A 24,856-nucleotide genomic window follows, 5' to 3' on the forward strand; every position below is an offset into this window, starting at 1 on the left:
GACGGACGTAGAAACGCACCATGCGCACCGAGGTCGCCATCATCGGAGCCGGCCCGGCCGGGCTGCTGCTCGCCCACCTGCTCGCCCAGGACGGCGTCGAGTCGATCGTCGTGGAGACCCGCACGCAGGAATACGTCGCCGCGCGGATCCGCGCGGGCATCCTCGAGCACTCCAGCGTCGAGCTGCTCCGCTCGGTCGGGCTGGGCGCCAACATCGACGCCCACGGTGACGAGCACCGCGGCATCTACCTCCAGTGGCCGCACGAGCGCCACCACCTCGACTTCGTCGACCTCGTCGGTCGCAGCGTCTGGGTCTACGGACAGACCCAGGTCCAGGCCGATCTGGTCGCCGCGTCGGAGGCGGCCGGCCGCCACGTCGTCTACGGCGTGTCCGACACGGCCGTGCACGATCTCGACACCGACCGTCCGTCGGTGACCTTCACCGACGCCGACGGCGTCCAGCAACGGATCGAGGCGGAGGTCGTCGTCGGCTGCGACGGCTCGTTCGGCGTCAGCCGGTCGGCCGTCCCGGAGACGGTCCGCGAGACCTGGGAGCGGGTCTACCCCTACTCGTGGCTCGGCATCCTGGCCGACGTGCCGCCCTCGACCGACGAGCTCATCTACGCGTGGCACCCCGACGGCTTCGCGCTGCACTCGATGCGCTCCGACACAGTCAGCCGGTTCTACCTCCAGGTGCCGAACGGGACCGACGTCACCGAGTGGTCGGACGACCGGATCTGGGACGGGCTCGCCACCCGTCTCGGTCACGACCAGGACGGCTGGCAGCTGACGCCCGGGCCGATCACTGACCGCAGCGTGCTGCCGATGCGCAGCTTCGTGCAGCAGCCGATGCGCCACGGCCGGCTCTTCCTCGCCGGCGACGCCGGGCACATCGTGCCGCCGACGGGCGCCAAGGGCCTCAACCTCGCCATCGCCGACGTGGCGCTCCTCGCCCCGGCGTTGTCAGCACTGCTGCGCAAGCGCGAGAGCGGGCTCGCCGACGCCTACTCCGACACCGCGCTGCGCCGGGTGTGGCGCTGCGAGCACTTCTCGTGGTGGATGACGTCGATGCTGCACACCTCGGACGACCCGTTCGACGCGCAGCTCCAGCTGTCCCAGCTGCGCTGGGTCACCAGCAGCTCCGCCGGCGCTTCCGGGCTGGCCGAGAACTACGCCGGACTGGCGATCGGGTTCTAGGACAACGGCAGCTCGAGCCGTTCCTGCAGCTCGCCGACCTCGATGCCGAACGTCTCTCGCACGACCGCGCCGTCGACACCGACGTCGAAGACCGCGACGTCGGTGTAGACCCGGCTGACGCAGCCGACGCCGGTCAGCGGGTAGGTGCACGTGGGGACCAGCTTGGGCCGGCCCTGCTTGTCGAACAGCGTCATCATCACGAAGACCTGCTTCGCGCCGATGGCGAGGTCCATCGCGCCGCCGACGGCGGGGATCGCGTCGGGAGCGCCGGTGTGCCAGTTCGCCAGGTCGCCGTACGCCGACACCTGGAACGCACCGAGCACGCACACGTCGAGGTGGCCGCCGCGCATCATCGCGAAGGAGTCGGCGTGGTGGAAGTACGACGCCCCGGGCAGCTCCGTGACCGGCACCTTGCCGGCGTTGGTGAGGTCGGGGTCGACCTGGTCGCCGGTCGCGGCCGGGCCCATGTTGAGCATGCCGTTCTCGGTGTGGAGGACGACGCCGGATCCCTCGGGCAGGTGGTCGGCGACCTTCGTGGGCTGCCCGATGCCGAGGTTGACGTAGGCGCCCTGCGGGATGTCGCGCGCGACGATGGCGGCGAGCTCGTCGGGGGTCAAGGCGTGGGTCGAGCTGGTCGAGACCATCAGCGAGCTCCCTGCACGGTGTAGTGGCGGGCGTCCACGCGGACGACCCGGTCGACGAAGATGCCCGGCGTCACGACGGCCTCGGGGTCGAGCGACCCCGTGGGCACGACCTCGGTCACCTGGGCGATGGTGGTGGCCGCGGCGGTCGCCATGACGGGGCCGAAGTTGCGGGCCGTCTTGCGGTAGACGAGGTTGCCCATCTCGTCGGCGCGATGGGCGCCGATCAGGGCGTAGTCGCCCTTGATCGGGTACTCCAGGACGTAGTCGCGCCCGTCGATGGTGCGCTGCTCCTTGCCCTCGCCGAGCGGCGTGCCCACAGCCGTCGGCGAGAAGAACGCGCCGATCCCGGCCCCGGCCGCGCGCATCCGCTCGGCGAGGTTGCCCTGCGGCACGACCTCGAGCTCGATCCTCCCGGTGCGGTAGAGCTCGTCGAAGACGTAGGAGTCGCTCTGCCGGGGGAAGGAGCACAGCACCTTCCGCACGCGGCCGGCCTTGAGGAGCGCGGCCAGGCCGACCTCGCCGTTGCCGGCGTTGTTGGACACGATGGTCAGGTCCGTGGCGCCCTGCCGGATGAGGCCGTCGATCAGGTCGAACGGCATGCCGGCGAGGCCGAAGCCGCCGACGAGGACAGTGCTGCCGTCCTCGATCCCGGCGACCGCCGCGTCGACGCTCTCCAGCACCTCGGTACGGCTCATCGAGCCGCCTCCGTGTTCTCGAGCACGACGGCCAGGCCCTGCCCGACGCCGATGCAGATCGCCGCCACGCCCCACCGCTCGCCGCGCCCGCGCAGGACCTTGGCGAGCGTGCCGAGGATGCGGCCGCCGCTCGCGCCGAGCGGGTGGCCCACCGCGATCGCGCCGCCGCGGGTGTTGACGAGCTCCGCGTCCTTCAGGCCCTGCTCGAGCCACGCGTCGACGCAGACCAGCGACTGCACCGCGAAGGCCTCGTTGAGCTCGACCGCGCCGACCTCGCTCCAGCCGATCCCGGCGCGGGCGAGGGCGCGGTTGGCCGCCTCGACGGGCGCGTAGCCGAACGCCTGCGGGTCCAGGGCGAACGCCCCGCGGCCCGCGATGCGCGCGATCGGCTCGAGCCCGATCCGGGTCCCGGCCCGCTCGGACCCGAGCAGCACGGCGGAGGCGCCGTCGCTCAACGGGCTCGCGTTGCCGGCGGTGATGGTGCCGTCGGGCCGGAAGCTCGGCTTCAGGCCGGCCAGCTTCTCGACCGACGAGTCGGGGCGCACGCCCTCGTCGCGGGCCAGCCCCTCGACGGGCGTGACCAGGTCGTCGTAGAACCCCTCGTCCCAGGCCGCGGCGGCGAGCCGGTGGGAGCGCACCGCGAACTCGTCCTGCCGGTCACGGCCGACGCCGTACTTGTCCTGCAGCTGCTCGTTGGCCTCGCCGAGGCTGACGGTCCAGTCCTTCGGCATGCGGGGGTTGACCAGCCGCCAGCCGAGGGTCGTGGACACGGCGGTGACGTCGGTGGCGGGGAACGCTTTGCCCGGCTTCGGCAGCACCCACGGCGCCCGCGTCATCGACTCGACGCCCCCGACGAGGACGACGTCGGCGTCGCCGGTCTCGATCTGGCGCGAGCCGATCATCGCGGCGTCGAGGCTGGAGCCGCACAGCCGGTTGACGGTGTTGCCGGGGACGCTCGTGGGCAGGCCCGCCAGCAGCGCGGCCATGCGGCCGACGTTGCGGTTCTCCTCGCCGGCGCCGTTGGCGTTGCCCCAGACGACCTCGTCGATCGCGGCGCGGTCGAGCCCGGGCGCCTTCGCCAGCAGGGCCTCGATGACGCCGGCGGCGAGGTCGTCGGGGCGGACACCGGCGAGCGCACCGTTGAACCGGCCGAACGGGCTACGGACCGCTGTGTAGACGAAGGCACTCATGGCACCGACGGTAGGCGGTGCGAGCGATATGGTGAAGTATCAATATCCCTCAGGATTGAGACGGCCGGCATATGGAACTGCGACATCTGCGCTACTTCGTCGCCGTCGCCGAGGAGCGCCACTTCGGCCGGGCCGCGGACCGGCTGCACATGGCCCAGCCACCGCTCTCCCAGGCGATCCGGCAGCTCGAGACCGAGCTCGGCGTGACGCTGCTCCACCGCACCACCCGGCGGGTCGAGCCGACGGAGGCCGGCACGGCCTACCTGACCCGCGCGCGGTCGATCCTCGCCGAGGTCGACGAGGCCGCCCACGAGGCGCGGCGGGTGGCGGCCGGCGCGGTGGGGCACCTGGCGATCGGCTGCGTCGGCTCGGCGACCTACAGCCTGCTGCCGGCGCTCTCCCGCCACCTCGCCACCGAGCTGCCCGGGGTCGACTTCGCGTTCCGCGGCGAGATGCTCGCTCCCGACCAGGTCGACGCGCTCCGCTCGGGCGAGATCGACGTGGCCCTGCTCCGGCCACCCGTAGCCGACCTGTCCCTGACGGTCACGCCGCTGCGCCGCGACCGGCTCGTCGTCGCGCTGCCGGCCGACCACCCGCTGGCCGCGCGCGCCCGGGTGCGCGTGAGCGACCTGGGCGACGCGGACCTGATCGTGCACTCGGCCGATCGCCGCTCGGTGATGTACGACGTCGTGGTCGGCCTGTTCCGCGACGCCGGCCTCGATCCGCACGTCCGGCACGAGGTCGGCGAGACCTCGACCCTGGTCACCCTCGTGGCCGGTGGCCTCGGCGTCGCCGTCGTGCCGGAGCCGGTCACGGCGCTGGCGCTCGACGGAGTCGTCTACCGGCCGCTGGTCCGCCCGGCCGTCGGCGTCGAGCTCGCCGTCGCCCACCGCTCCGACCGGGCCGAGCCACACCTCCTGCGGACGATCGAGGTCATCCGCCGGATGTTCTGACCGGGCGACTCAGCCGTCCGCCGACTCCCCCAGGACCCGCTTGGCGACGCCGAAGGCGGTGTTGGCGGCGGGCACGCCGACGTAGACCGCCGACTGGAGCAGCACCTCGACGATCTCGTCGCGGGTGAGGCCGTTGGTCAGCGCCGCACGGAGGTGGAACTCGAGCTCGTCGAAGTGCCGGCCCGCGACGAGCGCGGTGAGCACGGCGATGGAGCGGTCGCGGCGGGCCAGGCCCGGACGGGTCCAGATCGAGCCCCAGGCGTAGTGGGTGATGAAGTCCTGGAAGTCGCGAGTGACGTCCGTGGTCCCGGCCACCGCGCGGTCGACGTGGGCGTCGCCGAGCACCGCCCGGCGGACCTTCATCCCGGCCTCGTGGTGCCGGTCGCGGAGGAAGTCGACGAGCAGCGTGGCGACGGTGCTGGGCGCCTCGGCCGGAGCCTGGTGGGCGACTCCGTCGAGCTGGACGAAGCGGGCGCCGGGCACGGCGGCGGCGTCGGCGCCGAGCAGCGCCGCGGGCGCCGCCTCGTCGTCGCTGCCGCCGATCGCGAGCACGGGCACGGAGATCGAGGAGAGCCGGTCGCGGACGTCGTACGCCGCGAGCGCCTCGCACACGAGCGAGTAGCTCTCCCTGTCGGCGTCCTGCAGCGAGTGCAGCAGCGCCGTGCCCGCCTCCGGACGGCGCTCGAGGAAGCCGGGGGCGAACCACCGGCGAGCCGACCCCTCGACCATGACCGGCGTCCCCGAGGCGCGGACCAGCGCGGCGCGCTCGTGCCAGCCGTCGGGGGTGCCGATCCGGGCGCCCGTGCAGAGGGCGGCCACGCCGGTCACCCGCTCCGGGAAGTCCAGCGCGAGGTGCAGACCTGTGGCGCCGCCGACGGAGTCGCCGGCATAGGCGAACGGGACCGGGCCGAGTGTCCGGTCGACTGCGTCGACGACCGCGGCGGCGAGATCGGCGACGGTGAACGACTCGGTCGTCGGCGCGCCCCGGCCGTGACCGGGGAGCTCCCAGCCGACGACGTGGAACCGGTCGGCGAGCAGCTCGGCGCAGGCGCCCCAGAGCGCCGTCACGGAGGTGCCGAGCGAGGGGCCGACGACGAGCGTGGGCAGGGCCTCGTTCCCGGCCAGCCGGACGAGGGTCAGCTCCATCACAGGTCCTTCCACAGGATGCGCGCCCGGTCGAGGGCGTCGTCGATGATCAGGTCGGTCGCGCCGAGGTAGGGCGCCTCGTGGATCCCTCCGGAGCTCGTCGAAGGGCCGCCCATGCTGCGCTGCTCGGCTCGCAGCGTCTCGTCAGCCGCGACGGCGCGGGCACTCATCGCCTCCGCATCGACGACGAGCCCCTCGAGGAGGTCGGCCGCCTGCGAGGCCGCGACGACGCTGCGGCGGGCCAGCGTGCGCAGGGAGTCCCACTCGGCGTGCCAGGCGCCGTCCGGCCGCTCGTCGACGTACGACGCCGCGGCGGTGTGCAGCGTCGCAGCCAGGCCCGGCGCCGCGAGCGCGTGCCGGCGCAGGAGCACCGACAGGACCGGGTTCGCCTTGCCCGGCATCGTCGAGGAGCCGCCCCCGGCGGCCTCCCGCAGCTCGGCGATCTCGGGGCGCGACAGCAGTGCGACGTCGGCCGCGACGCGACCCCAGGCGTCGGCGCAGCCGACCAGGGCGTCGGCGTGCTCGGTGAGGACGGAGCGCTCGGTGTGCCACGGCGCGGCGAACGCCAGGCCGAGCCGTTCGGACGTGTCGACGGCGAGCGCCCGGGCCACCGCCGCGCCGCCGCCCAGCTGGGCCGGTGCGGCCAGCGTGCCGGCCGCCCCGCCGAGCTGGGCCGGGAACGCGGGTCCGCGGTCGAGGCGCTCGGCGGCGGCGGTCACTCCCTGCAGCCAGGTGGCCGCCTTGAGGCCGAACGTGATCGGCACGGCGTACTGGGTGAGGGTGCGGCCGGCCATCACCGTGCCGCGGTGCTCCCGGACGAGCCCCGCGAGAGCGTGCGCCTGCCGCCGCAGTCCCTCGCGCACCTCCGCCACCGCGTCGCGCAGGCAGAGGACGAGCGCCGTGTCGAGGACGTCCTGGGAGGTCAGGCCGCGGTGCACCCAGCGCGATCCGGTGCGCTCGCGCAGGAGCTCCACCAACCCGATCACGGGGTTGCCGCCCGCCTCGGCGCCGGCGGCGACCTGCTCCAGGTCGGCCGCGGTCACCACCCCCGCCAGAGCGACCGGGTCCGGTGCGACCCCGCTCTCCGCGAGGGCGTCGAGCCACGCCTGCTCGACCGTCACCATCGCGTCGAGGAAGGCGGTGTCGGTGAAGACCCCGCCTGCGCGCTCGTCAGCCGGCCACAGGAGGTCACCCATGGTGGTCAATCATGCTGCAGGAAGACCGTCTCGCCCTCGCCCTGGAGCCGGATGTCGAACCGCAGGCCGGTCGGCTCGTCGGTCGCGACGAGCGTGGCTCGCTCCTCCTCGGTCAGGGAGGCGAGCAGCGGGTCGTCGTCGTTCGCCGGGTGGCCCGGCAGGTAGATCCGCGTGAACAGCCGGTCCAGCAGTCCGCGCGCGAACACGACGACGGCGAAGAACGGCGCCTTGCCCTCCTCGGTCGGTCCGGGCCGCACCGTGGTGAACGAGTAGTGCCCCGTCCGCTCCGTCTCGGCGCGGCCCCAGCCGGTGAACGTCCAGCCGTCGCGGTGCAGCGAGCCGGTCTCGCGCGGCACCCGGCCGGTCGCGTCGGCCTGCCAGATCTCGATCATCGCGTCGGGGATCGGCGTCCCGTCGCCGTCGTGGACGAAGCCGTGCAGCCGGATCGCGTCGGGCCGGCCCACGGGAACGAGCTCGTTGCCGCCGTCGTACGGCAGCGCCTGCCCGAAGAAGGGGCCGACGGTCTGTCCGGGGGTGATCACTCGCTGTGCTCCTTCGGCTCCTCGGGCTCCATCCACGTCCGGTCGCCTCCGGTCAGGACGATGTCCCACCGGTAGCCCATGCTGTACTCCGGCACCGTCAGGTCGTGGTCGTACGTCGCCAGGAGGGCGTCGCGCGCCTTCTGGTCGGTGATCGCCTGGTAGATCGGGTCGAGCGCGAACAGCGGGTCGCCCGGGAAGTACATCTGCGTCACGAGCCGCTGGGTGAAGGCGTTCCCGAAGATCGAGAAGTGGATGTGCGCCGGCCGCCACGCGTTCCGGTGGTTGCCCCACGGGTAGGGGCCGGGCTTGATGGTCTGGAAGTGGTAGGAGCCGTCCGGGCCGGTGAGGCAGCGGCCGACGCCGGTGAAGTTCGGGTCGAGCGGAGCCGGGTGCTGCTCGTTCTTGTGGACGTAGCGGCCCGCGGCGTTGGCCTGCCAGATCTCGACGAGCTGGCCCGCGACCGGACGGCCCTCGCCGTCGACGACCCGGCCGGACACCGTGATCCGCTCGCCGATCGGCTCCCCCGAGACCTGGGAGTTGGTGCCCGCGTGGGCCCCGATCGTCAGGTCGGCCTCGAGGGGGTGGACGTCGCGGTGCCCGAAGCAGGGCGCCCAGCGCTCGATCGTCTCGGGGTCCGCGTGGCGGAGGTCCTTGGTCGGGTGGCGCAGGATGCTCGAGCGGTACGGCGGGTAGTCGATGCTCGGCTGCCGCGCCTCGCCGCCCGCGTGCTGCGCGGCCGACGCGAGCTCCTCGATCTCCGCGGAGATCTCCTGCTGCGTGGTGACCGCGGCGTCGGACGACGGGACCGCCGTCTCCTCCGCCGCGTCGCTCTTGGGTGTCGTGCTCACCGTCACACCGTAAGGAGCAACGGCTACTCTGCCGAGACGGCGCTTCCACTCAGCAGAAGGAGACGACAGATGGCCGGCAACACCGGCACCGCGGGCACGACGGTGACCTCCCGCGTGATGGCCATCCTGGGCGCCTTCGACGCGGGTCACCGCACGCTGACGCTGACCGAGATCGCGGAGCGCGCGGGCCTGGCCCGACCGACCGCCCACCGGCTCATCGGCGAGCTCACCGAGTGGGGTGCGCTGCGCCGCGAGGCGGACGGCCGGTACGTCATCGGCCGGCGGCTCTGGGACCTCGGCCTGCTCGCGCCGGTGCAGACCGGCCTGCGCGCCACCGCCTCGCCGTTCCTGCACGACCTCTACGGCGCGACGCTCGCGACGATCCACCTGGCGGTCCGCGACGCCACCTCGGTGCTCTACCTCGACACGCTCCGCGGCCACGCGTCGGTGCCGATCGTCAGCCGCGTGGGCTCCCGCCTGCCGCTGCACTCCACCGGGGTGGGCAAGGTCCTGCTCGCCCACGCGCCGGACGACGTACGCCGCGCGGTGCTGGGCGCGCCGCTGCAGCGACTCACCAGCTACACGATCACGCAGCCGGCCGCGCTCGAGCGCCAGCTCGCACGGATCCGCACGGACGGCTTCGCCACGACGCAGGAGGAGATGACGCTCGGTGCCTGCTCCGCCGCCGTGCCGGTCACCGTCGGCGGGGAGGTCGTCGCGGCGCTGGGCATCGTCGTCCCCGACCTCCGCCGCGCCCGCGGGCGGCTGGTCGCGGCGCTCCAGGTCGCCTCCCAGGGCATCGCCCGCAGCCTGACCTGACCGCGGCACCGGGCACCGCCGGTCCGGACGACCGGGTCCAGTAGCGTCGAGCCATGTTCAAGGTGCTCCTGGCTCTCCACATCCTCGCGGCTGTCTTCGCGATCGGACCGCTCGTCCACGCCGCCACCACCGCCTCCCGCGGGCTGCGCCTCGGTGACGCCGCGGCGATCAAGACCTCGTCCCGGATGTGCACGATCTACTCGGCCGCGTCCGTGGTGGTCGTCATCCTCGGCTTCGGGCTGATGTCGGCCACCTCGCCCTACACGCACGAGAAGGTCGCCGACTTCGGCGACCTGTGGATCTGGCTGTCGCTGCTGCTGTGGCTGGTGGCCGCGGCGCTCGCGTTCTTCGTGGTCGTTCCGGCGCTCGACAAGGCCGCGGCCGACACCGCCACGGCGCCGTCGATGGTAGGCCGCGTGGCCGCCGCGGGCGGGATCGTCGGGATCCTCTTCGCCGTCATCGTGTTCCTGATGGTCTACCGCCCGGGTTCCTGACGACCGACTCGCAGCGGTCGGTTTCTGCGGAGGATCGGCGACTCGCTACCGTCCGCGGGTGACCCTCTCCCCTCCGAGCGCGACCGACGACGCCGCGGCCCCGGACCGGGAAGGTCTGGGGCCGCGGCTTCTCGTCGTCCTGGCGCTGCTCGCGGCCGCCGCTCCGATCGGGTCGGACCTCTACCTCGCGTCGTTCCCCGAGGTGAAGTCGGGGCTGGCGACCGACGCCACCCACGTACAGCTCACGCTCACCGCGTTCCTGATCGGCATCGGCCTCGGCCCGCTGCTGTGGGGGCCGCTCTCCGACCGCGTCGGCCGGCGACGCCCGCTGCTGGCCGGGGTGTCGATCGCCGTCGTCGCCGGCGTCGTCGCCGTGGCGGCCCCGAACGTGGAGGTGCTGATCGCGGCCCGCTTCGTGCAGGCCCTCGCCGGGTCCGCCGGGATGGTGCTCGGCCGGGCGACGGTGACCGACCTGACCCGCGGCTACGTGCGGGCCCGCGCGATGTCGATGATGATGACGATCACCAGTCTGGCGCCGATCGTGGCTCCCGTCGTCGGCGGACTGCTCGCCGACCGCGTCTCCTGGCGCGGCGTGCTCGGCGTCATCCTCGGCGTGATGGTGCTCCAGGTCGTCGCGGCCTGGACGACGGTGCCGGAGTCCCTCCCGCCGCACCTGCGCACGACCGGTCGCGGTGACGGTGCGCTGGCCTCTCGTTTCCGCCGGCCGGCGTTCCTCGCCTACGTCCTGGCCCAGGCCTTCGCGTTCGGCTCGCTGATGACCTACGTCGCGAGCTCGTCGTTCGTCTACCAGCACGTGCTGGGCGCCTCGAGCCGGGTCTACGGTCTCGGCTTCGCCGTCAACGCCTGCGGGATGACCGCGGCCGGCATCCTCTCCGCCCGGCTCGCGCGCCACCGCGTGCACCCGGTGCGGCTGGTCCGGATCGGGCTGCCCGTCCTGCTGGCCGTCTCGGCCTGCGTGCTGCTGGCCGCGCTGTCGCCGGCGCCGGTCCTGGTCGTCGTACCGCTGTTCTTCGTGCCTGCGTCGTTCGGCTTCACCGCCGGCAACATGTCGGCCCTCGCGATGGAGCACACCCACGACGCCGCGGGTGCCGGCAGCGCGGTGCTCGGCGGCGTGATGTTCCTGGCCGGCGGCGTGATCTCGCCGCTCGGCGGCCTGGGCGGTGACGACACCGCCGTCCCGATGGGCGTCGTCATGCTGGCGTCGGCGGTGCTCGCGACGCTGTGCTTCCTCGTCGCCAGGCGGTACGTTGCCCGGCACCCGCATCTCGAGGCGGCGTTCGACGACTGAGCGACCCCGCCGACCCGGCGCCCTTGTGACGTCACGGAGGATGGTCCGTAGCCGTCGATCTCCTCGAGGGCGACGCCGAGCCGAGAAGGGACGCCTGAACGATGAGCGCCTACGACCTGGTGGACGAGTCCGACGCCGACCCACACAGCGCAGCGCTGTCGGAGGCCGCCCACGAGGTGGGGCAGCTGTTGATGCCCTACCGGTTCGGCCTCGAGGAGATGCTGACCAAGATCAACATCATCCGCGAGGAGCTCAGCTTCCGGCCCGAGGGCAGCCCTATCGAGCACGTCACCTCGCGGCTGAAGTCGATCGACAGCATCCGCGCGAAGGCCGCCCGGATCGGCTGCGAGGTCACCCCGGAGGCCATCGCCCACCAGATCTTCGACATCGCCGGCATCCGCATCGTCTGCAGCTTCATCGAGGACACCTACTGGGTGCTGTCGATGCTCACGAACCAGTCCGACATCAAGGTCGTCGAGATCAAGGACTACATCGCGAACCCGAAGCCCAACGGCTACCGCAGCCTCCACGCGATCGTCCAGATCCCCGTGTTCCTGTCCGACTCGATCCGCGACGTCTGCGTGGAGCTGCAGGTCCGCACCGTGGCCATGGACTTCTGGGCGAGCGTCGAGCACAAGACCTACTACAAGTTCCGCCGGGAGATCCCCGAGCACCTCGGCGGCGAGCTGGCCGAGGCCGCCCGTGTCGCGCACGAGCTCGACCAGCGGATGAGCGACCTCCGCGAGACGCTCCTCGGCTCGGTCCCCCCGCCCCGCGGGACGGACGGCTAGCGAGCCGCAGCGATCCCTATCATCCCTGGCCATGGACCTGATCCGGCATCTGCGGTTCTTCCTGGCGGTAGCCGAGGAGCGGCACTTCGGACGGGCAGCGGCGAGCCTCGGGATGACCCAACCGCCGCTGTCACAAGGGCTGGGGCGGCTCGAGCAGCGGCTCGGCGTCAGGCTGTTCGACCGGGACGCCCGTGGGGTGCGCATCACCCCGGCCGGCAGGTCGCTCCTGCCGCGCGCCGAGGAGCTGGTCGGGTCCGCCGACGCATTTCTCACCGACGCCGCCGCATGGTCGGTGGAGCCGGTCCTGCGGGTCGGCCTGGCGGCTGACCTCGAGCACCTCGTCGGTGTACTGGTCGCCACGCGAGCGGGACTCGAGTGTGAGGTCAGACCGGTCGTCGCCGGAAGCGCGGAGCTGGTCGACGAGGTGAAGGGCGGAGCGCTCGACGTCGCCGTCGTCCGACATCCCGGGGTGGCGGACGGCGTGGTGGTCGGCCCCGTCCACACGCTGGCCACGAGCGTGGCCGCACAGCAGGAGACCGACCTGCGGACGACCGCACTGCCCGTCGTCGTCCCACCCCGCCGGTGGCACCCGGCCGCCCACGACCAGCTGGTCGACTCCCTGCGACGGATCGGTCACTCAGGCCGGGTCCTCGAGGTCGCCGACACCCTCGCCCGGCAAGCGCTCGTCGCGGTCGGTCACGCCGTGGGCGTCCGGCCCGGGTGCGGTGACGGCGAGGGTTCGGCCCCGCCCCTGCGGTTCCGCGTCGTCCAACCGGTACCGGCCGACCGCCAACCGGGACTGGACCACGAGCGCGCGGCCGCTGGTCTCGAGCAGGCGCTCGCGGCGATCGGGCTGTCGGCGTGACCACGGTCGCCGACGAGCTCCGCGCCGTCGCTGCCGACGCCGGCGTGACCGCGTGGGTCTCCGCGCACCGGATCGGGGAGCCGGAGTCGGCGGTCTCCTGGCAGGAGGACGTTCCGGTGCCGATGGCATCGCTCTACAAGCTGCCGCTCGCACTCGGCTGGGCACAGCTCGTGACGGAGGGCGGTCTCGACCCGCTCGCGCCGGTGCTGCTCTCGCCTGAGAACCGGTCGCCGGGGCTCACCGGCGTCGCCATGCTGCTCGACGAAGTGCGGATCAGTCAGCGCGACGCCGTGCGCCTCATGCTCGCGGTCTCGGACAACGCCTGCAGTGACCTCCTGCTGCGGCTCGTCGGCCGGGAGCGGCTCGCCCGGCTGCTCTCGGAGACCGGTCTCGCCGACGTCGAGGTGCGGCACGGCTCCGCAGAGTCCCTGCGGATCATCCAGCGCGAGACCGGGGCCACCGATCCAGCGCTCGCCGAGCGCGCCCTGGCCTCGCCCGACGTCGACGTCACCACGAGCGAGTACGACGCCGCGCTGGCGAGCGCCGCGACGGCGGCAGGGATTTGTCGGGTGCTCGACGCGCTCTGGCGCCGGTCGGGGCCGGCGTACGACCTGGTCCGCGACGCCATGGCCCACCAGGCGTGGCGGCACCGGATCGGCTCGGGTTTCCCGCACGACGACGTGGTGGTCCACGGCAAGACCGGCACGCTGGCCCGCCTGCGTCACGAGGCGGCAGTCGTCGCGTTCCCCGGCGAGCAGCCGGTGGCTGTCACGGTCCTCACGCGCGCGGCTCGCGCCGAGCGCCACCTGCCGCGCGTCGACGCCGCCATCGGCGAGCTGGCCCGGATCGCGGTCGGTCCCCTTCGTCGCGCGACCGAGACGGCCCACCCCGCGCGATAGGCGATCCGAATCGTGCCGGGTCGAAAGTCCTCTTTGCTTTCGGGCCCGGGTCCCACCAGAGTGAGGTCATGCCTTTCGCGCGCCACCCCCTCCGTGCCCTCGCGGTCAGCGCCGGTCTCGCCACCGGCCTGACCCTCGCCGTCGCCCCGTCCGCGCACGCCGACAGCACGTTCACCGTGCCGGCCGGGGCCACCTCGGTGACGGTCAACGGCGAGGGGAGCGGCCACGGCCACGGCCTGTCGCAGTACGGCGCCAACGCCGCGGCGAAGCGCGGACTGAGCACCGACCAGATCCTGCGCCACTACTACCCCGGCACTGCGAACGGGACGGCCGGCGGTCAGGTCCGGGTGCTGCTGAGCAGCCGGCCCACGCTCGTCGTCGGCACCCGCAAGGGGCTCGTCGCGAGCGTCGTCGGGGGTCGGCGCTTCCGGCTCACCCACGTCTCGAGCAGCGCGGCCCGCAAGGCCAAGCGGTGGATGATCGCGCCGGTCTCGGCGACGCGCACGCGGCTCGCCTACCGCAAGGGCGGTCACTGGAAGACGTTCCGCGTCGTGACGGGCGAGCTCCAGTTCAGCGCCGGCGGTGCCCCGATCACGCTCTACGCCGGCGCCGACCGCGGCACCTTCCGCGGGACGCTGCGGTCCGCGCGCCCCTCGGCGACGAGCGCCGACCGCGACATCGTCAACGTCCTTCCGCTCGAGGCCTACGTGAAGGGCGTCGTGCCCAACGAGATGCCCGCGCTGTGGGCTCCCGCCGCGGTGCGCGCCCAGGCGATCGCCGCGCGCACCTACGCCGTGCACGAGCGCGTGACGGTGCACCGCGGCTACTTCGACGTCTACGACACGACGCAGTCGCAGGTCTACCGCGGGGCCGGCTCCGAGCAGGCCGCCTCCAGCCGGGCGGTCGACGCGACGAGGAGCCGGATCCTGACGTACGCCGGCCGGCCGGCGTACACGCAGTTCACCTCCAGCAACGGCGGCTACATGCTGGCCAACGCCGCCGCTCCCTACCTGGTGAGCGGCCGGGACGTCTACGACCCCGTGCGGACGTGGTCGAAGGCGATCTCGGTCAGCGCGCTGAAGGGCCGGTTCCTGCCGAACTACCCGTTGGGGTCCATCACCGTGACGACGTATCCGAACGCGGGCGGCTGGGTCCACGAGGTCGTCGTGAGCAGCTCCGACGGAGTGCACGCCAACACCATCCCCGCCGAGACCTTCCGCACCTGGGCCGGCCTCAAGTCCGGCTCCTTCCGCATCGCCGGATGAGGCGGCGCACGCGCCTGGTCGGCATCCTCGCCGTCCTGGCCCTGCTCGCGACCGGCTGCACAGGATCGGACGACCAGGCCACGGCACAGCGCGCGGCCGACGTGTTGGCCCAGAAGCTCCACGACCACACCCTCGCCGGCGTCGCGCTGGCGGACGCCTCCGCCACCACGCTGTTCGACAAGCAGGTGGCCGGCATGAAGACCTACCCGGTCAAGGTCTCGGCCGGCGACGTGAAGACCGACGGTGACGCCGCGACCGCCGACCTGAAGTGGTCGTGGTCCATCGGCGACCACGACTGGAGCTATCGGACGACCGCCCACCTCGTGAAGGCCGACCACGAGTGGGCGGTGCGCTGGAGCCCGGCCACGCTCGCGCCGGAGCTCACCGACACCGAGCACCTCCAGGTGGCCCGCACGGCGCCCGCTCGTGCCGACATCCTCGGCGCGCGCAACGAGCCGATCGTCACCCCGCGGAAGGTGCTCCGCTACGGCCTGGACAAGGCCCGCATCCCGGCGGCCGACGTACCCGCGACCGCCCGCCGGATCGCGAAGGCGGTCGGCGTGGACCCCGCGGGCTTCGTGAAGAAGGCGCAGGCGGCCGGCGGGAAGCAGTTCGTCGAGGCGATCGTGCTCCGTCCGGGCGACGCGCACGACTCGGTCGACCCGAACTTCGGTCACATCCCGGGCGCGCTGGTCCTCGACGACACGATGCCGCTCGCCCCGACCCGTGACTTCGCCGCCGAGCTGCTCGGTCAGGTCGGTCCCGCCACCGCGGAGATCGTCGAGAAGTCGGACGGCCGGGTGCAGGCCGGCGACGAGGTGGGTCTCTCCGGTCTGCAGGGTCGCTACGACGAGCAGCTGGCCGGCACACCGACGATCGAGGTCAGGGCCGTCGGAGCGTCCGACCAGAAGCGCGTGCTGACGAGCTCGGCCGGACAGCCGGGTACGCCGCTCGCGCTCACGCTCGACGTCGCGCTCCAGACCAAGGCCGAGAAGATCCTCGCCGACGCCGGCGACGAGCACTCCCCCGCCAGCGCCATCGTCGCGATCCGGCCCTCGACCGGCGACATCCTCGTGGCCGCCAACGGTCCGGGCAACAAGGGGCTGAACGCCGCGACCTACGGACGCTACGCGCCCGGCTCGACGTTCAAGGTGGTCAGCTCGCTCGCCCTGCTGCGAACCGGTCTCAGTCCCGACGACGTCGTCTCCTGCCCGGCCACCGTCGACGTCAACGGTCGCCACTTCAAGAACTACTCGGACTACCCCGCGAACCGGCTCGGGCGGGTGAGCTATCGGACGGCCATCGCGAACTCCTGCAACACCGCCGTCATCGGCCAGCGCGACCGGCTGGGGTCCGACGACCTCACCCAGGCCGCCGCCTCCCTCGGCGTCGGCGTCGACCACGACCTCGGGTTCCCGGCCTACTTCGGCCAGGTACCCGCCCCGGCCGGGGAGACGGAGAAGGCCGCCGACCTGATCGGCCAGGGCAAGGTGCTGGCCAGCCCGCTCGCCATGGCGACCGTCGCGGCCTCGGTGGCGGCCGGCCGGACCGTCGTACCGCACCTGCTGGAGGGCAAGGCGCCCGCCGCGAACCCGAAGAAGCCGCTCACCGCGGCCGAGGCCCGGCAGCTGCGCGGCCTCATGCGAGCGGTCGTGACCGAGGGCTCCGGGCGCTTCCTCGCCGGTCTCCCGGGCGACGTGGGCGCGAAGACCGGAACAGCTGAGTACGGCACCGCGAAGGCCGGCGGCTCGCTGCCGACGCACACGTGGATGATCGCGACCCAGGGCGACCTCGCCGTCGCCGTCTTCGTCGAGACCGGCGAGTCAGGCTCCGGCACCGCGGGGCCGCTGCTGAAGGCGTTCCTGTCCTGAGACGGTCCGGATCCGTCTGAGCGGTCGTACTGCCGCTCGGGCACCGACACGGCGAACTCACGCGTCGAGCGGCGGTAGACCTCGGCGGGGCGGCCCGACCCCGGCCCCGTCCGGCCGGTGAGGTTGCGGTCGCCGAGCTCGTGCAGCCCCTCCGCGGCGAGCTTGTCGAGGTGGAACTTGGCGCTGTGGGCCGCCACGAGATGCTCCTCGTCGCCGGGCTGAGACTCGCACGCCCGGCCCGACCGGAGGTGAGCCGTCCACCCCGATGACATCCGGGCCACGGGGAGGTCATAGTGCTGGCAGCCGCGCCGGCGGCCACCCACGACGAGGGAAGTGAGCACGCATGGCTACCTCCACCACCATCACGCCGGTGCTCGTGGCCGAGCTCCTCGCCGAGGGCGAGCGGATGCCGGTCTACGTGCACGTCATCGACCATCCCGACGGGCGCGTGCTGGTCGACACGGGCATGACGCAGCTGCACCCCGCGGTGGCCGACATGGATCCGCGCCTGACCCCACTCGGCGCGCAGGCCGACTTCGACCTGGACAGCATCGACGTCGTCGTCAACACCCACCTCCACTTCGACCACTGCGGCGGCAACCACCTCTTCGCGGGCAGGCCGATCTACGTGCAGCGCAGCGAGCTCGACGACGCGCGCAGCCTGGATGACTACACGATCCGGGAGTGGGTCGACGCCCCCGGCGTGGAGTACGTGCCGCTCGACGGCGCCCGCGAGCTGCTGCCCGGCATCCGGCTCGTCCCGACGCCCGGCCACACCCGGGGCTCGCAGGTCGTCGTCGTCGAGACAGGCGCGGGGGCGGTCGTGATCGCCGGCGACACGGCGGTCTTCTTCGCCGAGCTCGACGAGCCGCGTACCGAGGGCCAGCGCTTGGTCCGCGCGCTCGATCCTGCGGTGGTCTGGCTCTCGCACGAGCACGAGCCCTGGCGGCCGGACGTCGACGAAGACCGCTGACTGGCGCCCGTCAGTCCGCCGGCGGCAACGCCGGGTGGTCGGTGGGGTAGATGCCGATCGCGACGTACGTCGTCTCGCCTGACCTCGGCACGTGTGGAACATGCGCGCGTGTCGGATGAAGCCCCCCAGCTCTCCCCCGCTCGAACCCCTGGGGGAACCTCTGGGACCTTCTCGGCGAACCGGCCTGACGAGGCCGACACGACCCCGTCAGACGCCCGATGGCGCGAGGACGATGTCGAAGCGAACCCTGCTCCAGGCTCCGTCGACGGCTCGCCCGTCCGGCGTCGGCGTGCCGGCGGGCTGCTGGTCGAACGTCTTGATCAGCGACTCCTTGATCCCGAACACGGAGTCGTTCCAGCCGACGGGGTCGCCCTCCGGGAAGATGTGGGTGACGAGCGTGCGGCTGCCCTCGTGGGCGACCATGAAGTGGAGGTGCGCGGCCCGCAGCGGGGAGCGCCCGACGGCGTCGAGCAGCTGGCCGACCGGGCCGTCGTTCGGGATCGGGTACGGCGTCGGCGTGAGTGCCCAGAACCGGTAGCCGCCGTCGGCGTCGGTGAAGAGGTGGCCCCGGGCGGCGCGCTTCGCGCCGTCGTACTGCACGTCGTAGAGGCCGTCCGCGTCCGCCTCCCAGACCTCGATCCGGGCTCCCGCCAGCGGCTTGCCGTCGGTGTCGGTGACGGTCCCCTCGACCCAGCACGGCTCGCCCGGCGCGCCGAAGGCAACGTCTCCACCGAGCTCGACCTCGGCGCTGTCCTGGACGAAGAACGGCCCGAAGACGGTGGCCTCGGTGGCGTCACGGTAGGCCTCGTTGTTGATGTTGATCGTCTGCATCGAGGCGCCGAGCGTGTCGGAGAGGAGGATGAACTCCTGCCTGACGTCGTCGGTGATGTGGCCGGCCTTCGTCAGGAACTCGATGGCGGCGCCCCACTCCTCCTCGGTGGGCCGCACCTCCCGGAGAAACGCGTGCAGGTGCCGGGTGAGCGCGGTCATCACCTCCCGCAGCCGTGGTGACCGGCACGCGTCGAAGGAGGCGACGACGGTGTCGACGAGCCTCTGCTCGACGGCCTCCTGCTCGGGGCTGACGCTCATGACGGCGCTCCTTCCCAGGCCGCGCGCAGCAGCGCGGTGAGGTTCTCCTCGGTGACGGGGGTGGGGTTGTTGCCCGGGACCGCGGCCAGGATCGGCGGCACCGCCTCGGCGATGCCGCCCTCCGGCATGCCGAAGTCGGCGAGCCTGCGCGGCGCGTCCACGGCCGAGCGCAGCGCCGCCAGGCCGGCGACGGCCGTCTCGGCCCCGAACGCGGCCGCGATCCGAGCCTCGGCGTCAGGCGCATGGGGCACGTTGAACGCCAGCACGTGCGGCAGGACGACGGCATGGGTCTGCGCGTGCGGCAGGTCGAACATGCCGCCGAGGACGTGGCAGATCTTGTGGTGCAGCCCCGACCCGGCCGAGGCGAACGCGACCGCGGCGACGTAGGCGCCGTACAGCGTCTGCTCGACGCCCTCGAGAGCGCCGTCCCGAGCGACCCTGGGCAGGCCCGCCGCCAGCGCTCGGATCCCCTCGCCGGCGAGGGCCTGGTCGATCGGGTCGACCCGCGGACCCCACATCGCGTCGACGCAGTGCGCGAGCGCGTTGAGCCCGCTGGCCACGGCCAGCTCCGCCGGCAGCGAGGTCAGCAGCATCGCGTCGTAGACGATCGAGCGCGGCAGCACCCTGCCGTCGACGCCCGTCGTCTTGGTGCCGCCCGCGGTCAGCCCCCAGACGTCGGTCGCCTCGGACCCGGCGTAGGTCGTGGGTACGGCGACGATCGGGAGCCCGGTCGTCAGCGCGACCGCCTTGCCCAGCCCGGTGGTCGAGCCGCCGCCCACGGTCACGACCACGTCCGCCTCGGCCGTCCTGGCCGCGGCCCGTGCCCGCTCGGCCACCTCGACCGGGACGTGCATGACGACCTCCTCGTGCCGGAGCACGAGGGGCAGCCGCGCGGCGATCGGCTCGGCGGCCGACGCTGCACGCCCGGAGGCGATCAGCATCGCCCGGCGGGCGCCGAGGGCGGAGACCTCATCGGCGACGGCCTCGGGCGAGGAGCCGGGTGCGAAGACGACGCGTTGCGCCAGCGTGGCGTGGGTGAACCTCATGGGCACGCGTGACGATACGCCCCGGCAGGGCGGTGGAGCAGGCCCTTCTACGACGTCACTGGACGCGGTTGTCGAAGAGGGCCAGCGCCGCGGCGGTGTTGGAGGCCGGCACGTGGTAGGTCTCGTGGACGCGGCGGATCTCGTCGTTCATCGCCCCGCGCATGATCAGCCACATGATGAGCTCGATGCCCTCCGAGCCGGCCATCCGGATCAGCTCCTCGCGCGAGAGCCCGGCGAGCCTCTCGGGGTCGGTCTGGATCGCCTCGAGGTACATCGCGTCGAACTCGGGGTTGACGAACCCGGCCCGCGCCCCGGCGAGCTGGTGCGACATGCCGCCGGTCCCGAAGATCGCCACCTTCACGTCCGGCTCATAGCTGGCCAGCGCCCGGCCGATCGCCTTGCCCAGCGCGTAGCACCGCGCCGCCGTGGGCTGCGGGTACTGGATGACGTTGACGAGCAGCGGCACGACCCGGCACGGCCAGGCCTCACCCGGGTCCGGGCAGTAGATGGACAGCGGCACGGTGAGGCCGTGGTCGACGTCGAGATCCTGGAAGAGCGTCAGGTCGAAGCCGTCGTCGACCAGGCTCTCGACCAGGTGCTGGGAGAGCTCGGGGTCGCCGACGACGTCCGGGACCGGGCGCGGTCCCCAGCCCTCGTCGGCGACCTGATAGTGGTCAGCCGTACCGATCGCGAACGTCGGCACGACCTCGAGGTCGACCCCGTTGGCGTGGTCGTTGTAGACCACGATGGCGACGTCGGGCGTGTGCTCGGCCATCCAGTCGCGTGCGGGCTGGTAGCCGTCGAAGAGCGGCTTCCAGTACGGGTCCTGCGTCTTCCCGTGGTCCATCGCGGCGCCGATCGACGGGACGTGCGAGGTCGCCAGACCCCAGATCACCTCAGACATCGGTCCGCCCTCCCGCGATCAGAGCCGCCCGGAACTCGTCCTCGGTCATCCCCGAGAACACCCCACCCAGGTACTGCATCGACCGTCCGTCCATCATCGCCAGCTTGTAGATGTAGAAGATGCTGCCGCCCAGGTCCACCATCGCCTGCCAGTCGCGCTCGAGCACGGCCCGCCGCTGCTCGGGCGTGAGCCGGTAGTCGTCGCAGTAGGCGACCTCGTCGGCGGTGAACCGCTCGCGGTTGGCCGCCGACCGCAGGCTCATGAACAGCTGGTTCATGTGCAGCCCTCGCCGGCTGGCACCACCGTCGAAGATCGGCGTGCCCGGGAGGTCGTGGGTCGTCACGACCGCTCCTGGGGGTGCTGGGCGAGCGCCTCGACGTGGACGTCGAGCCAGGGCGCCATCGGCAGCGACATCAGCGCCTCGTGCAGCGCAGCCGGGTCCGGCGCCTCGTAGAGGCCGATCGTCGCGTTGCGCCCGGGGACGCGCCACAGGCGCTTGAGGGTTCCGGCGGCTCGCAGCTCCATGGCGCGGGCGCGCTCCGCCGACCGCAGGTCCTCCCGCCGCTCGACAGGGGTCTCGGCGGGCAGGCGGTTCTCCGACCTGACGAGGAACTCCATGGCGCTCTCCTTCTCGTGTCAGATGATCATCCGGCGAAGGCGCAGAGCGCCTCGGCCAGCTCCTTGGGGGCGGTCACCATGGCCTCGTGCCCGGTCGCGAGGTCGGTCACCGGCCACCCCTTCGCGCGGGCCCGGTCGGCCTGGCTCTGGAAGACGCGCATCCAGTCCACGCACTCGATGAACGCGGCCGGGACCCGGTCGACCGCACCGCTCAGCCGCAGCGGGTCGGTGTAGGTCTTCCAGGGGTGCGGCGTGAGTCGGGGCGTCAGCCACTCGACGTCGACGGGGTCGGTCACGCCGAGGACCTCGAGCTTGCGGACCGGAACCAGCCAGCCGAACCCCGGGCCGGCGGCCGACTCGGACCAGTGGTGCGCCACGGTCTCCGGCTGCAGCGACACCGCCGTCTCGCCGTCCTCGCCGACGAAGGCGTCGAGGTAGATCCGCTTCGCGATCGCGTCGGGGCGCCGATCGGCCACCGCGGTGACGATCTGCCCGGCATAGCTGTGCCCGACGAGCACCACGTCCTGCAGACCGAGCACGTCGATGAGCCGGACGACGTCCTCGACGTGCGTGTCGAGCCCGACGGTCGGCGACAGCAGGTGGGCCCGCTCGGAGAGTCCGGTCAGCGTCGGGGCGTGCACCTCGTGGCCGGCTGCGCGCAGCAGCGGGGCCACCCGGTCCCAGCACCACCCTCCGTGCCAGGCGCCGTGCACCAGGACGAACGTCGCCATGCTTCCCTCTTTCTCGGTTCTCGCCCGGTCAGCCGACCGGTGGCGTGCCGTGCGTGTGGAACGTCTCGATGGTCTTCAGGCCCCACGCCTGGCCCTTGGCCCGCTCGGCCTCGGTCCAGGTGACGACCGGCCAGTCCGGCGCCATGACGAGCCGGGCCTGCGGGTTGCACAGCTCGATCCGGTTGCCACCGGGCTCGTAGACGTAGAGGAAGAAGGTCTGCTGGATCGCGTGCTTGTGCGGCCCGGTCTCGATGTGGACGCCGTGGTCGACGCAGAGGTCGGCGGCGCGGAGGATGTCGTCGCGGCTGTCCGGGGCGAACGCGATGTGGTGCAGCCGGCCGCTGGAGCCGGTCCAGTCGGAGGAGTAGACGACGTCGTACGACTTGTTCGTGAAGGTGGTCCAGCGGCCCGAGATCGCGCCGGTGTCGAGCTGGATCTGCTCGGTGGGCCGCGCGCCGAGGACGTTCTCCAGGAAGTCGGTGTTGGCCAGCACGTCGTGGGCGAGGTAGTTGACGTGGTCGAGCCGGCGCACGGCGATCCCGCGGTTCGGCTTGGCCTGCGGCTGGTTCTTCAGGCCGGGCCTGAGGTCGTCGGGCGCGACGTAGCGCTCGGTCTCGAAGTAGAGGCCGATCTCGTGGCCGTCCGGGTCGGTGGTGAGGTACGTCGGCCCGGTGCCGGCCGCACCGTCGACCCACTGGCCGGGACGGCCTGACTCCTCGACCGCCTTGACCCGTCGGGCCAGGGCGTCCTCGCTGGAGGCGCGCAGCGCCATCCGGCGCAGCCCGGAGGTCTCGTGACCGGTGACGATGAGGCTGGTCTGCTCGTAGTCGTCGAACGTGCGCAGGTGGACCGAGTCGCCGTCCCGCCGCGTCTGCGTCAGACCGAGGATCTCGGTGAAGAACCAAACGCTGCCGTCGAGGTCGGGGGTGAGCAGCTCGACGTGTCCGAGATGGGCGATGTCACCGAGGACGGCGGGCATGTCAGGACTCCTTCGTGGTGCGGGGCGGGCGCGGGTGGACGACGCCGTCCAGGATCATCCGGGCCGTGCGCACGACGGCTGTCCTGGTGACGTGGCCGTGGGGGTCGGTCTCGACGCCGACGGCCAGGAAGCCGGTGGGGTGCTCGAGGCGCATCGGCTCGCCGGTGGGCGGGAGCTTCGCCAGGTCGTGAGCGACCGTTCCAGGAAACGCTGCCCCGGCGGCGACCGTGGCGGCAGCGACCACGCCGATCGAGCGGTGCACGCGCACCGGGATGAAGCTCCGGGTGGACAGCACGCCACCGTCCTGCGGAGCGGAGAGGAGCACGATCTTGGGGACGCTCGTGGCATCGGGATTCGGGTCGAGCCCCATCGCGGTCAACGCCTCGGCGCGGATGGCGCGGACCCGCTCGGTCAGCGCGGCATCGTCTTCGAGCTGCTCCGGCCGCTCGGTGCCGTCGACACCGAGGTCGGCGGCACGCACCAGGACGCACGGCATGCCGTTGTCGATGCAGGTGACCTCGACCCCAGCGAGCGTGTCCACGAGGTGGCCGGTGGGCAGCAGCGGGTGCGGGCTCGGGGCCAGCACCACCTCGACGGGAGCGGCCGTGCCGGGCACGCCGGAGATCGCGGTGTCGCCGTCGTAGGTGACGACGCCCCCCGGCGTCTGCACGCGCAGCGTCGCCACCGTGCCGGTGTTCACCATCCGCACGCGGACCTCGGTGACGTCACCCGACGCCTGCACCAGGCCGCGCTCGATGGCGAACGGTCCGACGCCCGCGAGCATGTTGCCGCAGGGCTGGGCGGTGGTGACGACCTGCAGGTCGGGGACCACCTGGAGGAAGAGGTAGTCGACGTCCACGTCCTCGGTGGCGGACGTCGCGACGACCGCGACCTTGCTGGTCAGCGGGTGACCGCCGCCCAGCCCGTCGACCTGCAGCGCGTCGGGTCCACCCATGATCCGGAGCAGCAGGTCGTCGCGCTCGACGGTGTCACCCGAGAGGCCGACGGGGAGGTCGTCCGCGAGCAGGAACGCGCCGCGCGACGTCCCGCCGCGCATGAGGGCGCACCTCAGTCCGCTCATCGCCGGTCGAGCTCGTCCAGGTCGGCGTAGGAGACGTACTCGACGCCCAGCCGCTCGAGGAGCGGGCGGAGCCCGTAGCGGTCCAGGCCGAGCTCGCCCTGCTCGAAGGCGGCGCGGGTGGCGGCCTCCTTCGCGACCCGCGCCTCGCAGGCGGTGATCGTCTCGGCGACCCGCTCGAGCGGGACGACCACGACCCCGTCGTCGTCGGCGACCACGACGTCGCCGGGTCGGATCCACTGGCCGGCGACGACGACCGGCAGGTTGACGTTGCCGGCGGTGGCCTTGACCGTGCCCTCGGCGGAGACGTGGCGCGCCCAGGCGCCGAAGCCCATCTCGCGCAGCTCGCGGGTGTCGCGGACGCCGCCGTCGATGACGAGCCCGGGCACGCCGCGGTGCTGCAGGGCCGTCGCGAACAGCTCGCCGAAGAAGCCGTGCGTCGCCGGGGCGGCGGTCGCGACGACGAGCACGTCGCCCTCGCGGCACTGCTCGACGGCGGCGTGGATCATCAGGTTGTCGCCGGGCCAGCACAGCGCGGTGACCGCGGGGCCGGCGACGGTGAGCCCCTGCTGGATCGGTCGCAGCTCGGCACCGAGGCTGCCGGTGCGGCCCATCGCCTCGTGGACCGTCGCGACGCCGAACTCGCGGAGCCGGTCGACGTCGGCGGGCGCGGGACGAGGGGTGTCGGTGACGATGAGGGTCCTCATGGACGCTC

Annotated in this window: 27 protein-coding genes; 11 read left to right on the forward strand and 16 right to left on the reverse strand. The window is 72.8% G+C overall.

All coding sequences use genetic code 11. The features are described from left to right. Nucleotides 1-20: 20 nt before the first annotated feature. Nucleotides 21-1,196 (forward strand): 4-hydroxybenzoate 3-monooxygenase, encoded by a 1,176-nt coding sequence (locus QDS12_RS00100; RefSeq protein ID WP_279876169.1) that lies wholly within the window; start codon nt 21-23, stop codon nt 1,194-1,196. Here the strand turns inward: QDS12_RS00100 and QDS12_RS00105 are convergent. Genes QDS12_RS00105 through QDS12_RS00115 form a run of 3 tightly spaced genes read right to left on the reverse strand, consistent with a single transcriptional unit; the run spans nt 1,193 to nt 3,725 of the window. After that, the gene (locus QDS12_RS00105; protein WP_279876170.1) at nt 1,193-1,840 is read right to left on the reverse strand and encodes a 3-oxoacid CoA-transferase subunit B; all 648 of its coding nucleotides are present in this window, start codon (nt 1,838-1,840) and stop codon (nt 1,193-1,195) included. The genes QDS12_RS00100 and QDS12_RS00105 overlap by 4 nt on opposite strands. Beyond that, entirely contained in the window at nt 1,840-2,535 is a 696-nt protein-coding gene (locus tag QDS12_RS00110) for a 3-oxoacid CoA-transferase subunit A (RefSeq protein WP_279876171.1), read from the reverse strand. The genes QDS12_RS00105 and QDS12_RS00110 overlap by 1 nt, the downstream gene beginning before the upstream one ends. Next, complete coding sequence (locus QDS12_RS00115; protein ID WP_279876172.1) at nt 2,532-3,725, reverse strand: thiolase family protein; 1,194 nt, start codon at nt 3,723-3,725, stop codon at nt 2,532-2,534. Before QDS12_RS00115 ends, QDS12_RS00110 begins: the two co-directional genes overlap by 4 nt. A 71-nt stretch (nt 3,726-3,796) precedes the next feature. On the opposite strand from QDS12_RS00115, the gene QDS12_RS00120 reads away from it, so the two are divergent. Then, nucleotides 3,797-4,678: a LysR substrate-binding domain-containing protein gene (locus QDS12_RS00120; RefSeq protein WP_279876173.1), complete on the forward strand. Its 882-nt coding sequence runs from the start codon at nt 3,797-3,799 to the stop codon at nt 4,676-4,678. Nucleotides 4,679-4,687: 9 nt separating this feature from the next. Here the strand turns inward: QDS12_RS00120 and pcaC are convergent, their stop codons facing one another. The 4 genes from pcaC to pcaH are packed head-to-tail and all read right to left on the reverse strand — an operon-like array spanning nt 4,688 to nt 8,410. Continuing rightward, the gene (pcaC, locus tag QDS12_RS00125) at nt 4,688-5,824 is read right to left on the reverse strand and encodes a 4-carboxymuconolactone decarboxylase (protein WP_279876174.1); all 1,137 of its coding nucleotides are present in this window, start codon (nt 5,822-5,824) and stop codon (nt 4,688-4,690) included. Next, on the reverse strand, nt 5,824-7,020 hold the full coding sequence (locus QDS12_RS00130; protein ID WP_279876175.1) for a lyase family protein: 1,197 nt from the start codon (nt 7,018-7,020) through the stop codon (nt 5,824-5,826). Before QDS12_RS00130 ends, pcaC begins: the two co-directional genes overlap by 1 nt. A gap of 5 nt (nt 7,021-7,025) precedes the next feature. Next, nucleotides 7,026-7,562: a protocatechuate 3,4-dioxygenase subunit alpha gene (gene pcaG / locus QDS12_RS00135; RefSeq protein ID WP_279876176.1), complete on the reverse strand. Its 537-nt coding sequence runs from the start codon at nt 7,560-7,562 to the stop codon at nt 7,026-7,028. After that, nucleotides 7,559-8,410 carry a protocatechuate 3,4-dioxygenase subunit beta gene (gene pcaH, locus QDS12_RS00140; protein ID WP_279876177.1) on the reverse strand — a complete coding sequence of 284 codons (852 nt, stop codon included), beginning with the start codon at nt 8,408-8,410 and terminating at the stop codon, nt 7,559-7,561. The genes pcaG and pcaH overlap by 4 nt, the downstream gene beginning before the upstream one ends. Before the next feature lie 69 nt (nt 8,411-8,479). On the opposite strand from pcaH, the gene QDS12_RS00145 reads away from it, so the two are divergent. The 9 genes from QDS12_RS00145 to QDS12_RS00185 all read left to right on the forward strand — a co-directional run bounded on the left by QDS12_RS00145 (nt 8,480) and on the right by QDS12_RS00185 (nt 17,696). Continuing rightward, nucleotides 8,480-9,229 carry an IclR family transcriptional regulator gene (locus QDS12_RS00145; RefSeq protein ID WP_279876178.1) on the forward strand — a complete coding sequence of 250 codons (750 nt, stop codon included), beginning with the start codon at nt 8,480-8,482 and terminating at the stop codon, nt 9,227-9,229. Between the two features lie 53 nt (nt 9,230-9,282). Beyond that, a complete protein-coding gene (locus QDS12_RS00150; RefSeq protein WP_279876179.1) occupies nt 9,283-9,723 on the forward strand; it encodes a DUF2269 family protein in 441 nt (146 codons plus the stop codon). Between the two features lie 58 nt (nt 9,724-9,781). Continuing rightward, on the forward strand, nt 9,782-11,032 hold the full coding sequence (locus tag QDS12_RS00155; RefSeq protein ID WP_279876180.1) for a multidrug effflux MFS transporter: 1,251 nt from the start codon (nt 9,782-9,784) through the stop codon (nt 11,030-11,032). 101 nt (nt 11,033-11,133) lie between these two features. Further along, complete coding sequence (locus QDS12_RS00160) at nt 11,134-11,823, forward strand: GTP pyrophosphokinase family protein (protein ID WP_279876181.1); 690 nt, start codon at nt 11,134-11,136, stop codon at nt 11,821-11,823. Nucleotides 11,824-11,854: 31 nt separating this feature from the next. After that, nucleotides 11,855-12,688: a LysR family transcriptional regulator gene (locus QDS12_RS00165; protein ID WP_279876182.1), complete on the forward strand. Its 834-nt coding sequence runs from the start codon at nt 11,855-11,857 to the stop codon at nt 12,686-12,688. Beyond that, on the forward strand, nt 12,685-13,587 hold the full coding sequence (locus QDS12_RS00170) for a class A beta-lactamase-related serine hydrolase (RefSeq protein ID WP_279876183.1): 903 nt from the start codon (nt 12,685-12,687) through the stop codon (nt 13,585-13,587). The genes QDS12_RS00165 and QDS12_RS00170 overlap by 4 nt, the downstream gene beginning before the upstream one ends. Nucleotides 13,588-13,655: 68 nt before the next feature. Continuing rightward, complete coding sequence (locus tag QDS12_RS00175) at nt 13,656-14,852, forward strand: SpoIID/LytB domain-containing protein (RefSeq protein ID WP_279876184.1); 1,197 nt, start codon at nt 13,656-13,658, stop codon at nt 14,850-14,852. Continuing rightward, the gene (locus QDS12_RS00180) at nt 14,849-16,723 is read left to right on the forward strand and encodes a penicillin-binding transpeptidase domain-containing protein (protein WP_279876185.1); all 1,875 of its coding nucleotides are present in this window, start codon (nt 14,849-14,851) and stop codon (nt 16,721-16,723) included. The genes QDS12_RS00175 and QDS12_RS00180 overlap by 4 nt, the downstream gene beginning before the upstream one ends. Nucleotides 16,724-17,066: 343 nt before the next feature. Then, on the forward strand, nt 17,067-17,696 hold the full coding sequence (locus QDS12_RS00185; RefSeq protein WP_279876186.1) for an N-acyl homoserine lactonase family protein: 630 nt from the start codon (nt 17,067-17,069) through the stop codon (nt 17,694-17,696). Between the two features lie 207 nt (nt 17,697-17,903). On the opposite strand, the gene QDS12_RS00190 is transcribed toward QDS12_RS00185, so the two are convergent. Genes QDS12_RS00190 through QDS12_RS00230 form a run of 9 tightly spaced genes read right to left on the reverse strand, consistent with a single transcriptional unit; the run spans nt 17,904 to nt 24,848 of the window. Next, entirely contained in the window at nt 17,904-18,785 is an 882-nt protein-coding gene (locus QDS12_RS00190; RefSeq protein WP_279876187.1) for an intradiol ring-cleavage dioxygenase, read from the reverse strand. Continuing rightward, nucleotides 18,782-19,831 carry a maleylacetate reductase gene (locus QDS12_RS00195; RefSeq protein ID WP_279876188.1) on the reverse strand — a complete coding sequence of 350 codons (1,050 nt, stop codon included), beginning with the start codon at nt 19,829-19,831 and terminating at the stop codon, nt 18,782-18,784. The genes QDS12_RS00190 and QDS12_RS00195 overlap by 4 nt, the downstream gene beginning before the upstream one ends. 55 nt (nt 19,832-19,886) lie before the next feature. After that, complete coding sequence (locus tag QDS12_RS00200) at nt 19,887-20,735, reverse strand: class III extradiol dioxygenase subunit beta (RefSeq protein WP_279876189.1); 849 nt, start codon at nt 20,733-20,735, stop codon at nt 19,887-19,889. Then, nucleotides 20,728-21,078 carry a protocatechuate 4,5-dioxygenase subunit alpha gene (ligA, locus tag QDS12_RS00205; RefSeq protein ID WP_279876190.1) on the reverse strand — a complete coding sequence of 117 codons (351 nt, stop codon included), beginning with the start codon at nt 21,076-21,078 and terminating at the stop codon, nt 20,728-20,730. The genes QDS12_RS00200 and ligA overlap by 8 nt, the downstream gene beginning before the upstream one ends. Next, nucleotides 21,075-21,353, reverse strand: a complete 279-nt coding sequence (locus QDS12_RS00210) for a muconolactone Delta-isomerase family protein (protein WP_279876191.1) — start codon at nt 21,351-21,353, stop codon at nt 21,075-21,077. The genes ligA and QDS12_RS00210 overlap by 4 nt, the downstream gene beginning before the upstream one ends. A 26-nt stretch (nt 21,354-21,379) precedes the next feature. Further along, nucleotides 21,380-22,084 carry an alpha/beta fold hydrolase gene (locus QDS12_RS00215; RefSeq protein ID WP_279876192.1) on the reverse strand — a complete coding sequence of 235 codons (705 nt, stop codon included), beginning with the start codon at nt 22,082-22,084 and terminating at the stop codon, nt 21,380-21,382. Nucleotides 22,085-22,112: 28 nt separating this feature from the next. Beyond that, on the reverse strand, nt 22,113-23,063 hold the full coding sequence (locus tag QDS12_RS00220; protein WP_279876193.1) for a VOC family protein: 951 nt from the start codon (nt 23,061-23,063) through the stop codon (nt 22,113-22,115). A gap of 1 nt (nt 23,064) precedes the next feature. Further along, on the reverse strand, nt 23,065-24,144 hold the full coding sequence (locus QDS12_RS00225) for a PrpF domain-containing protein (protein ID WP_279876194.1): 1,080 nt from the start codon (nt 24,142-24,144) through the stop codon (nt 23,065-23,067). Next, entirely contained in the window at nt 24,141-24,848 is a 708-nt protein-coding gene (locus QDS12_RS00230; RefSeq protein ID WP_279876195.1) for a 4-carboxy-4-hydroxy-2-oxoadipate aldolase/oxaloacetate decarboxylase, read from the reverse strand. The genes QDS12_RS00225 and QDS12_RS00230 overlap by 4 nt, the downstream gene beginning before the upstream one ends. Between the last annotated feature and the right edge of the window lie 8 nt (nt 24,849-24,856).

The organism is Nocardioides sp. CER19 (assembly GCF_029846275.1).
GTDB lineage: Bacteria > Actinomycetota > Actinomycetes > Propionibacteriales > Nocardioidaceae > Nocardioides.

Excerpts from the sequence above, each read along its gene's own strand:
- QDS12_RS00100 (WP_279876169.1), top strand. The coding sequence starts at position 21 with ATGCGCACCGAGGTCGCCATCATCGGAGCCGGCCCGGCCGGGCTGCTG.
- QDS12_RS00160 (WP_279876181.1), top strand. The coding sequence starts at position 11,134 with ATGAGCGCCTACGACCTGGTGGACGAGTCCGACGCCGACCCACACAGC.
- QDS12_RS00230 (WP_279876195.1), bottom strand. The coding sequence starts at position 24,848 with ATGAGGACCCTCATCGTCACCGACACCCCTCGTCCCGCGCCCGCCGAC.
- QDS12_RS00215 (WP_279876192.1), bottom strand. The coding sequence starts at position 22,084 with ATGGCGACGTTCGTCCTGGTGCACGGCGCCTGGCACGGAGGGTGGTGC.
- QDS12_RS00190 (WP_279876187.1), bottom strand. The coding sequence starts at position 18,785 with ATGAGCGTCAGCCCCGAGCAGGAGGCCGTCGAGCAGAGGCTCGTCGAC.
- QDS12_RS00110 (WP_279876171.1), bottom strand. The coding sequence starts at position 2,535 with ATGAGCCGTACCGAGGTGCTGGAGAGCGTCGACGCGGCGGTCGCCGGG.
- QDS12_RS00180 (WP_279876185.1), top strand. The coding sequence starts at position 14,849 with ATGAGGCGGCGCACGCGCCTGGTCGGCATCCTCGCCGTCCTGGCCCTG.
- QDS12_RS00175 (WP_279876184.1), top strand. The coding sequence starts at position 13,656 with ATGCCTTTCGCGCGCCACCCCCTCCGTGCCCTCGCGGTCAGCGCCGGT.
- QDS12_RS00225 (WP_279876194.1), bottom strand. The coding sequence starts at position 24,144 with ATGAGCGGACTGAGGTGCGCCCTCATGCGCGGCGGGACGTCGCGCGGC.
- QDS12_RS00185 (WP_279876186.1), top strand. The coding sequence starts at position 17,067 with ATGGCTACCTCCACCACCATCACGCCGGTGCTCGTGGCCGAGCTCCTC.
- QDS12_RS00200 (WP_279876189.1), bottom strand. The coding sequence starts at position 20,735 with ATGTCTGAGGTGATCTGGGGTCTGGCGACCTCGCACGTCCCGTCGATC.
- QDS12_RS00150 (WP_279876179.1), top strand. The coding sequence starts at position 9,283 with ATGTTCAAGGTGCTCCTGGCTCTCCACATCCTCGCGGCTGTCTTCGCG.
- QDS12_RS00220 (WP_279876193.1), bottom strand. The coding sequence starts at position 23,063 with ATGCCCGCCGTCCTCGGTGACATCGCCCATCTCGGACACGTCGAGCTG.
- QDS12_RS00195 (WP_279876188.1), bottom strand. The coding sequence starts at position 19,831 with ATGAGGTTCACCCACGCCACGCTGGCGCAACGCGTCGTCTTCGCACCC.
- QDS12_RS00130 (WP_279876175.1), bottom strand. The coding sequence starts at position 7,020 with ATGGGTGACCTCCTGTGGCCGGCTGACGAGCGCGCAGGCGGGGTCTTC.
- QDS12_RS00210 (WP_279876191.1), bottom strand. The coding sequence starts at position 21,353 with ATGGAGTTCCTCGTCAGGTCGGAGAACCGCCTGCCCGCCGAGACCCCT.
- QDS12_RS00165 (WP_279876182.1), top strand. The coding sequence starts at position 11,855 with ATGGACCTGATCCGGCATCTGCGGTTCTTCCTGGCGGTAGCCGAGGAG.
- QDS12_RS00105 (WP_279876170.1), bottom strand. The coding sequence starts at position 1,840 with ATGGTCTCGACCAGCTCGACCCACGCCTTGACCCCCGACGAGCTCGCC.
- QDS12_RS00115 (WP_279876172.1), bottom strand. The coding sequence starts at position 3,725 with ATGAGTGCCTTCGTCTACACAGCGGTCCGTAGCCCGTTCGGCCGGTTC.
- QDS12_RS00120 (WP_279876173.1), top strand. The coding sequence starts at position 3,797 with ATGGAACTGCGACATCTGCGCTACTTCGTCGCCGTCGCCGAGGAGCGC.
- QDS12_RS00145 (WP_279876178.1), top strand. The coding sequence starts at position 8,480 with ATGGCCGGCAACACCGGCACCGCGGGCACGACGGTGACCTCCCGCGTG.
- pcaC (WP_279876174.1), bottom strand. The coding sequence starts at position 5,824 with ATGGAGCTGACCCTCGTCCGGCTGGCCGGGAACGAGGCCCTGCCCACG.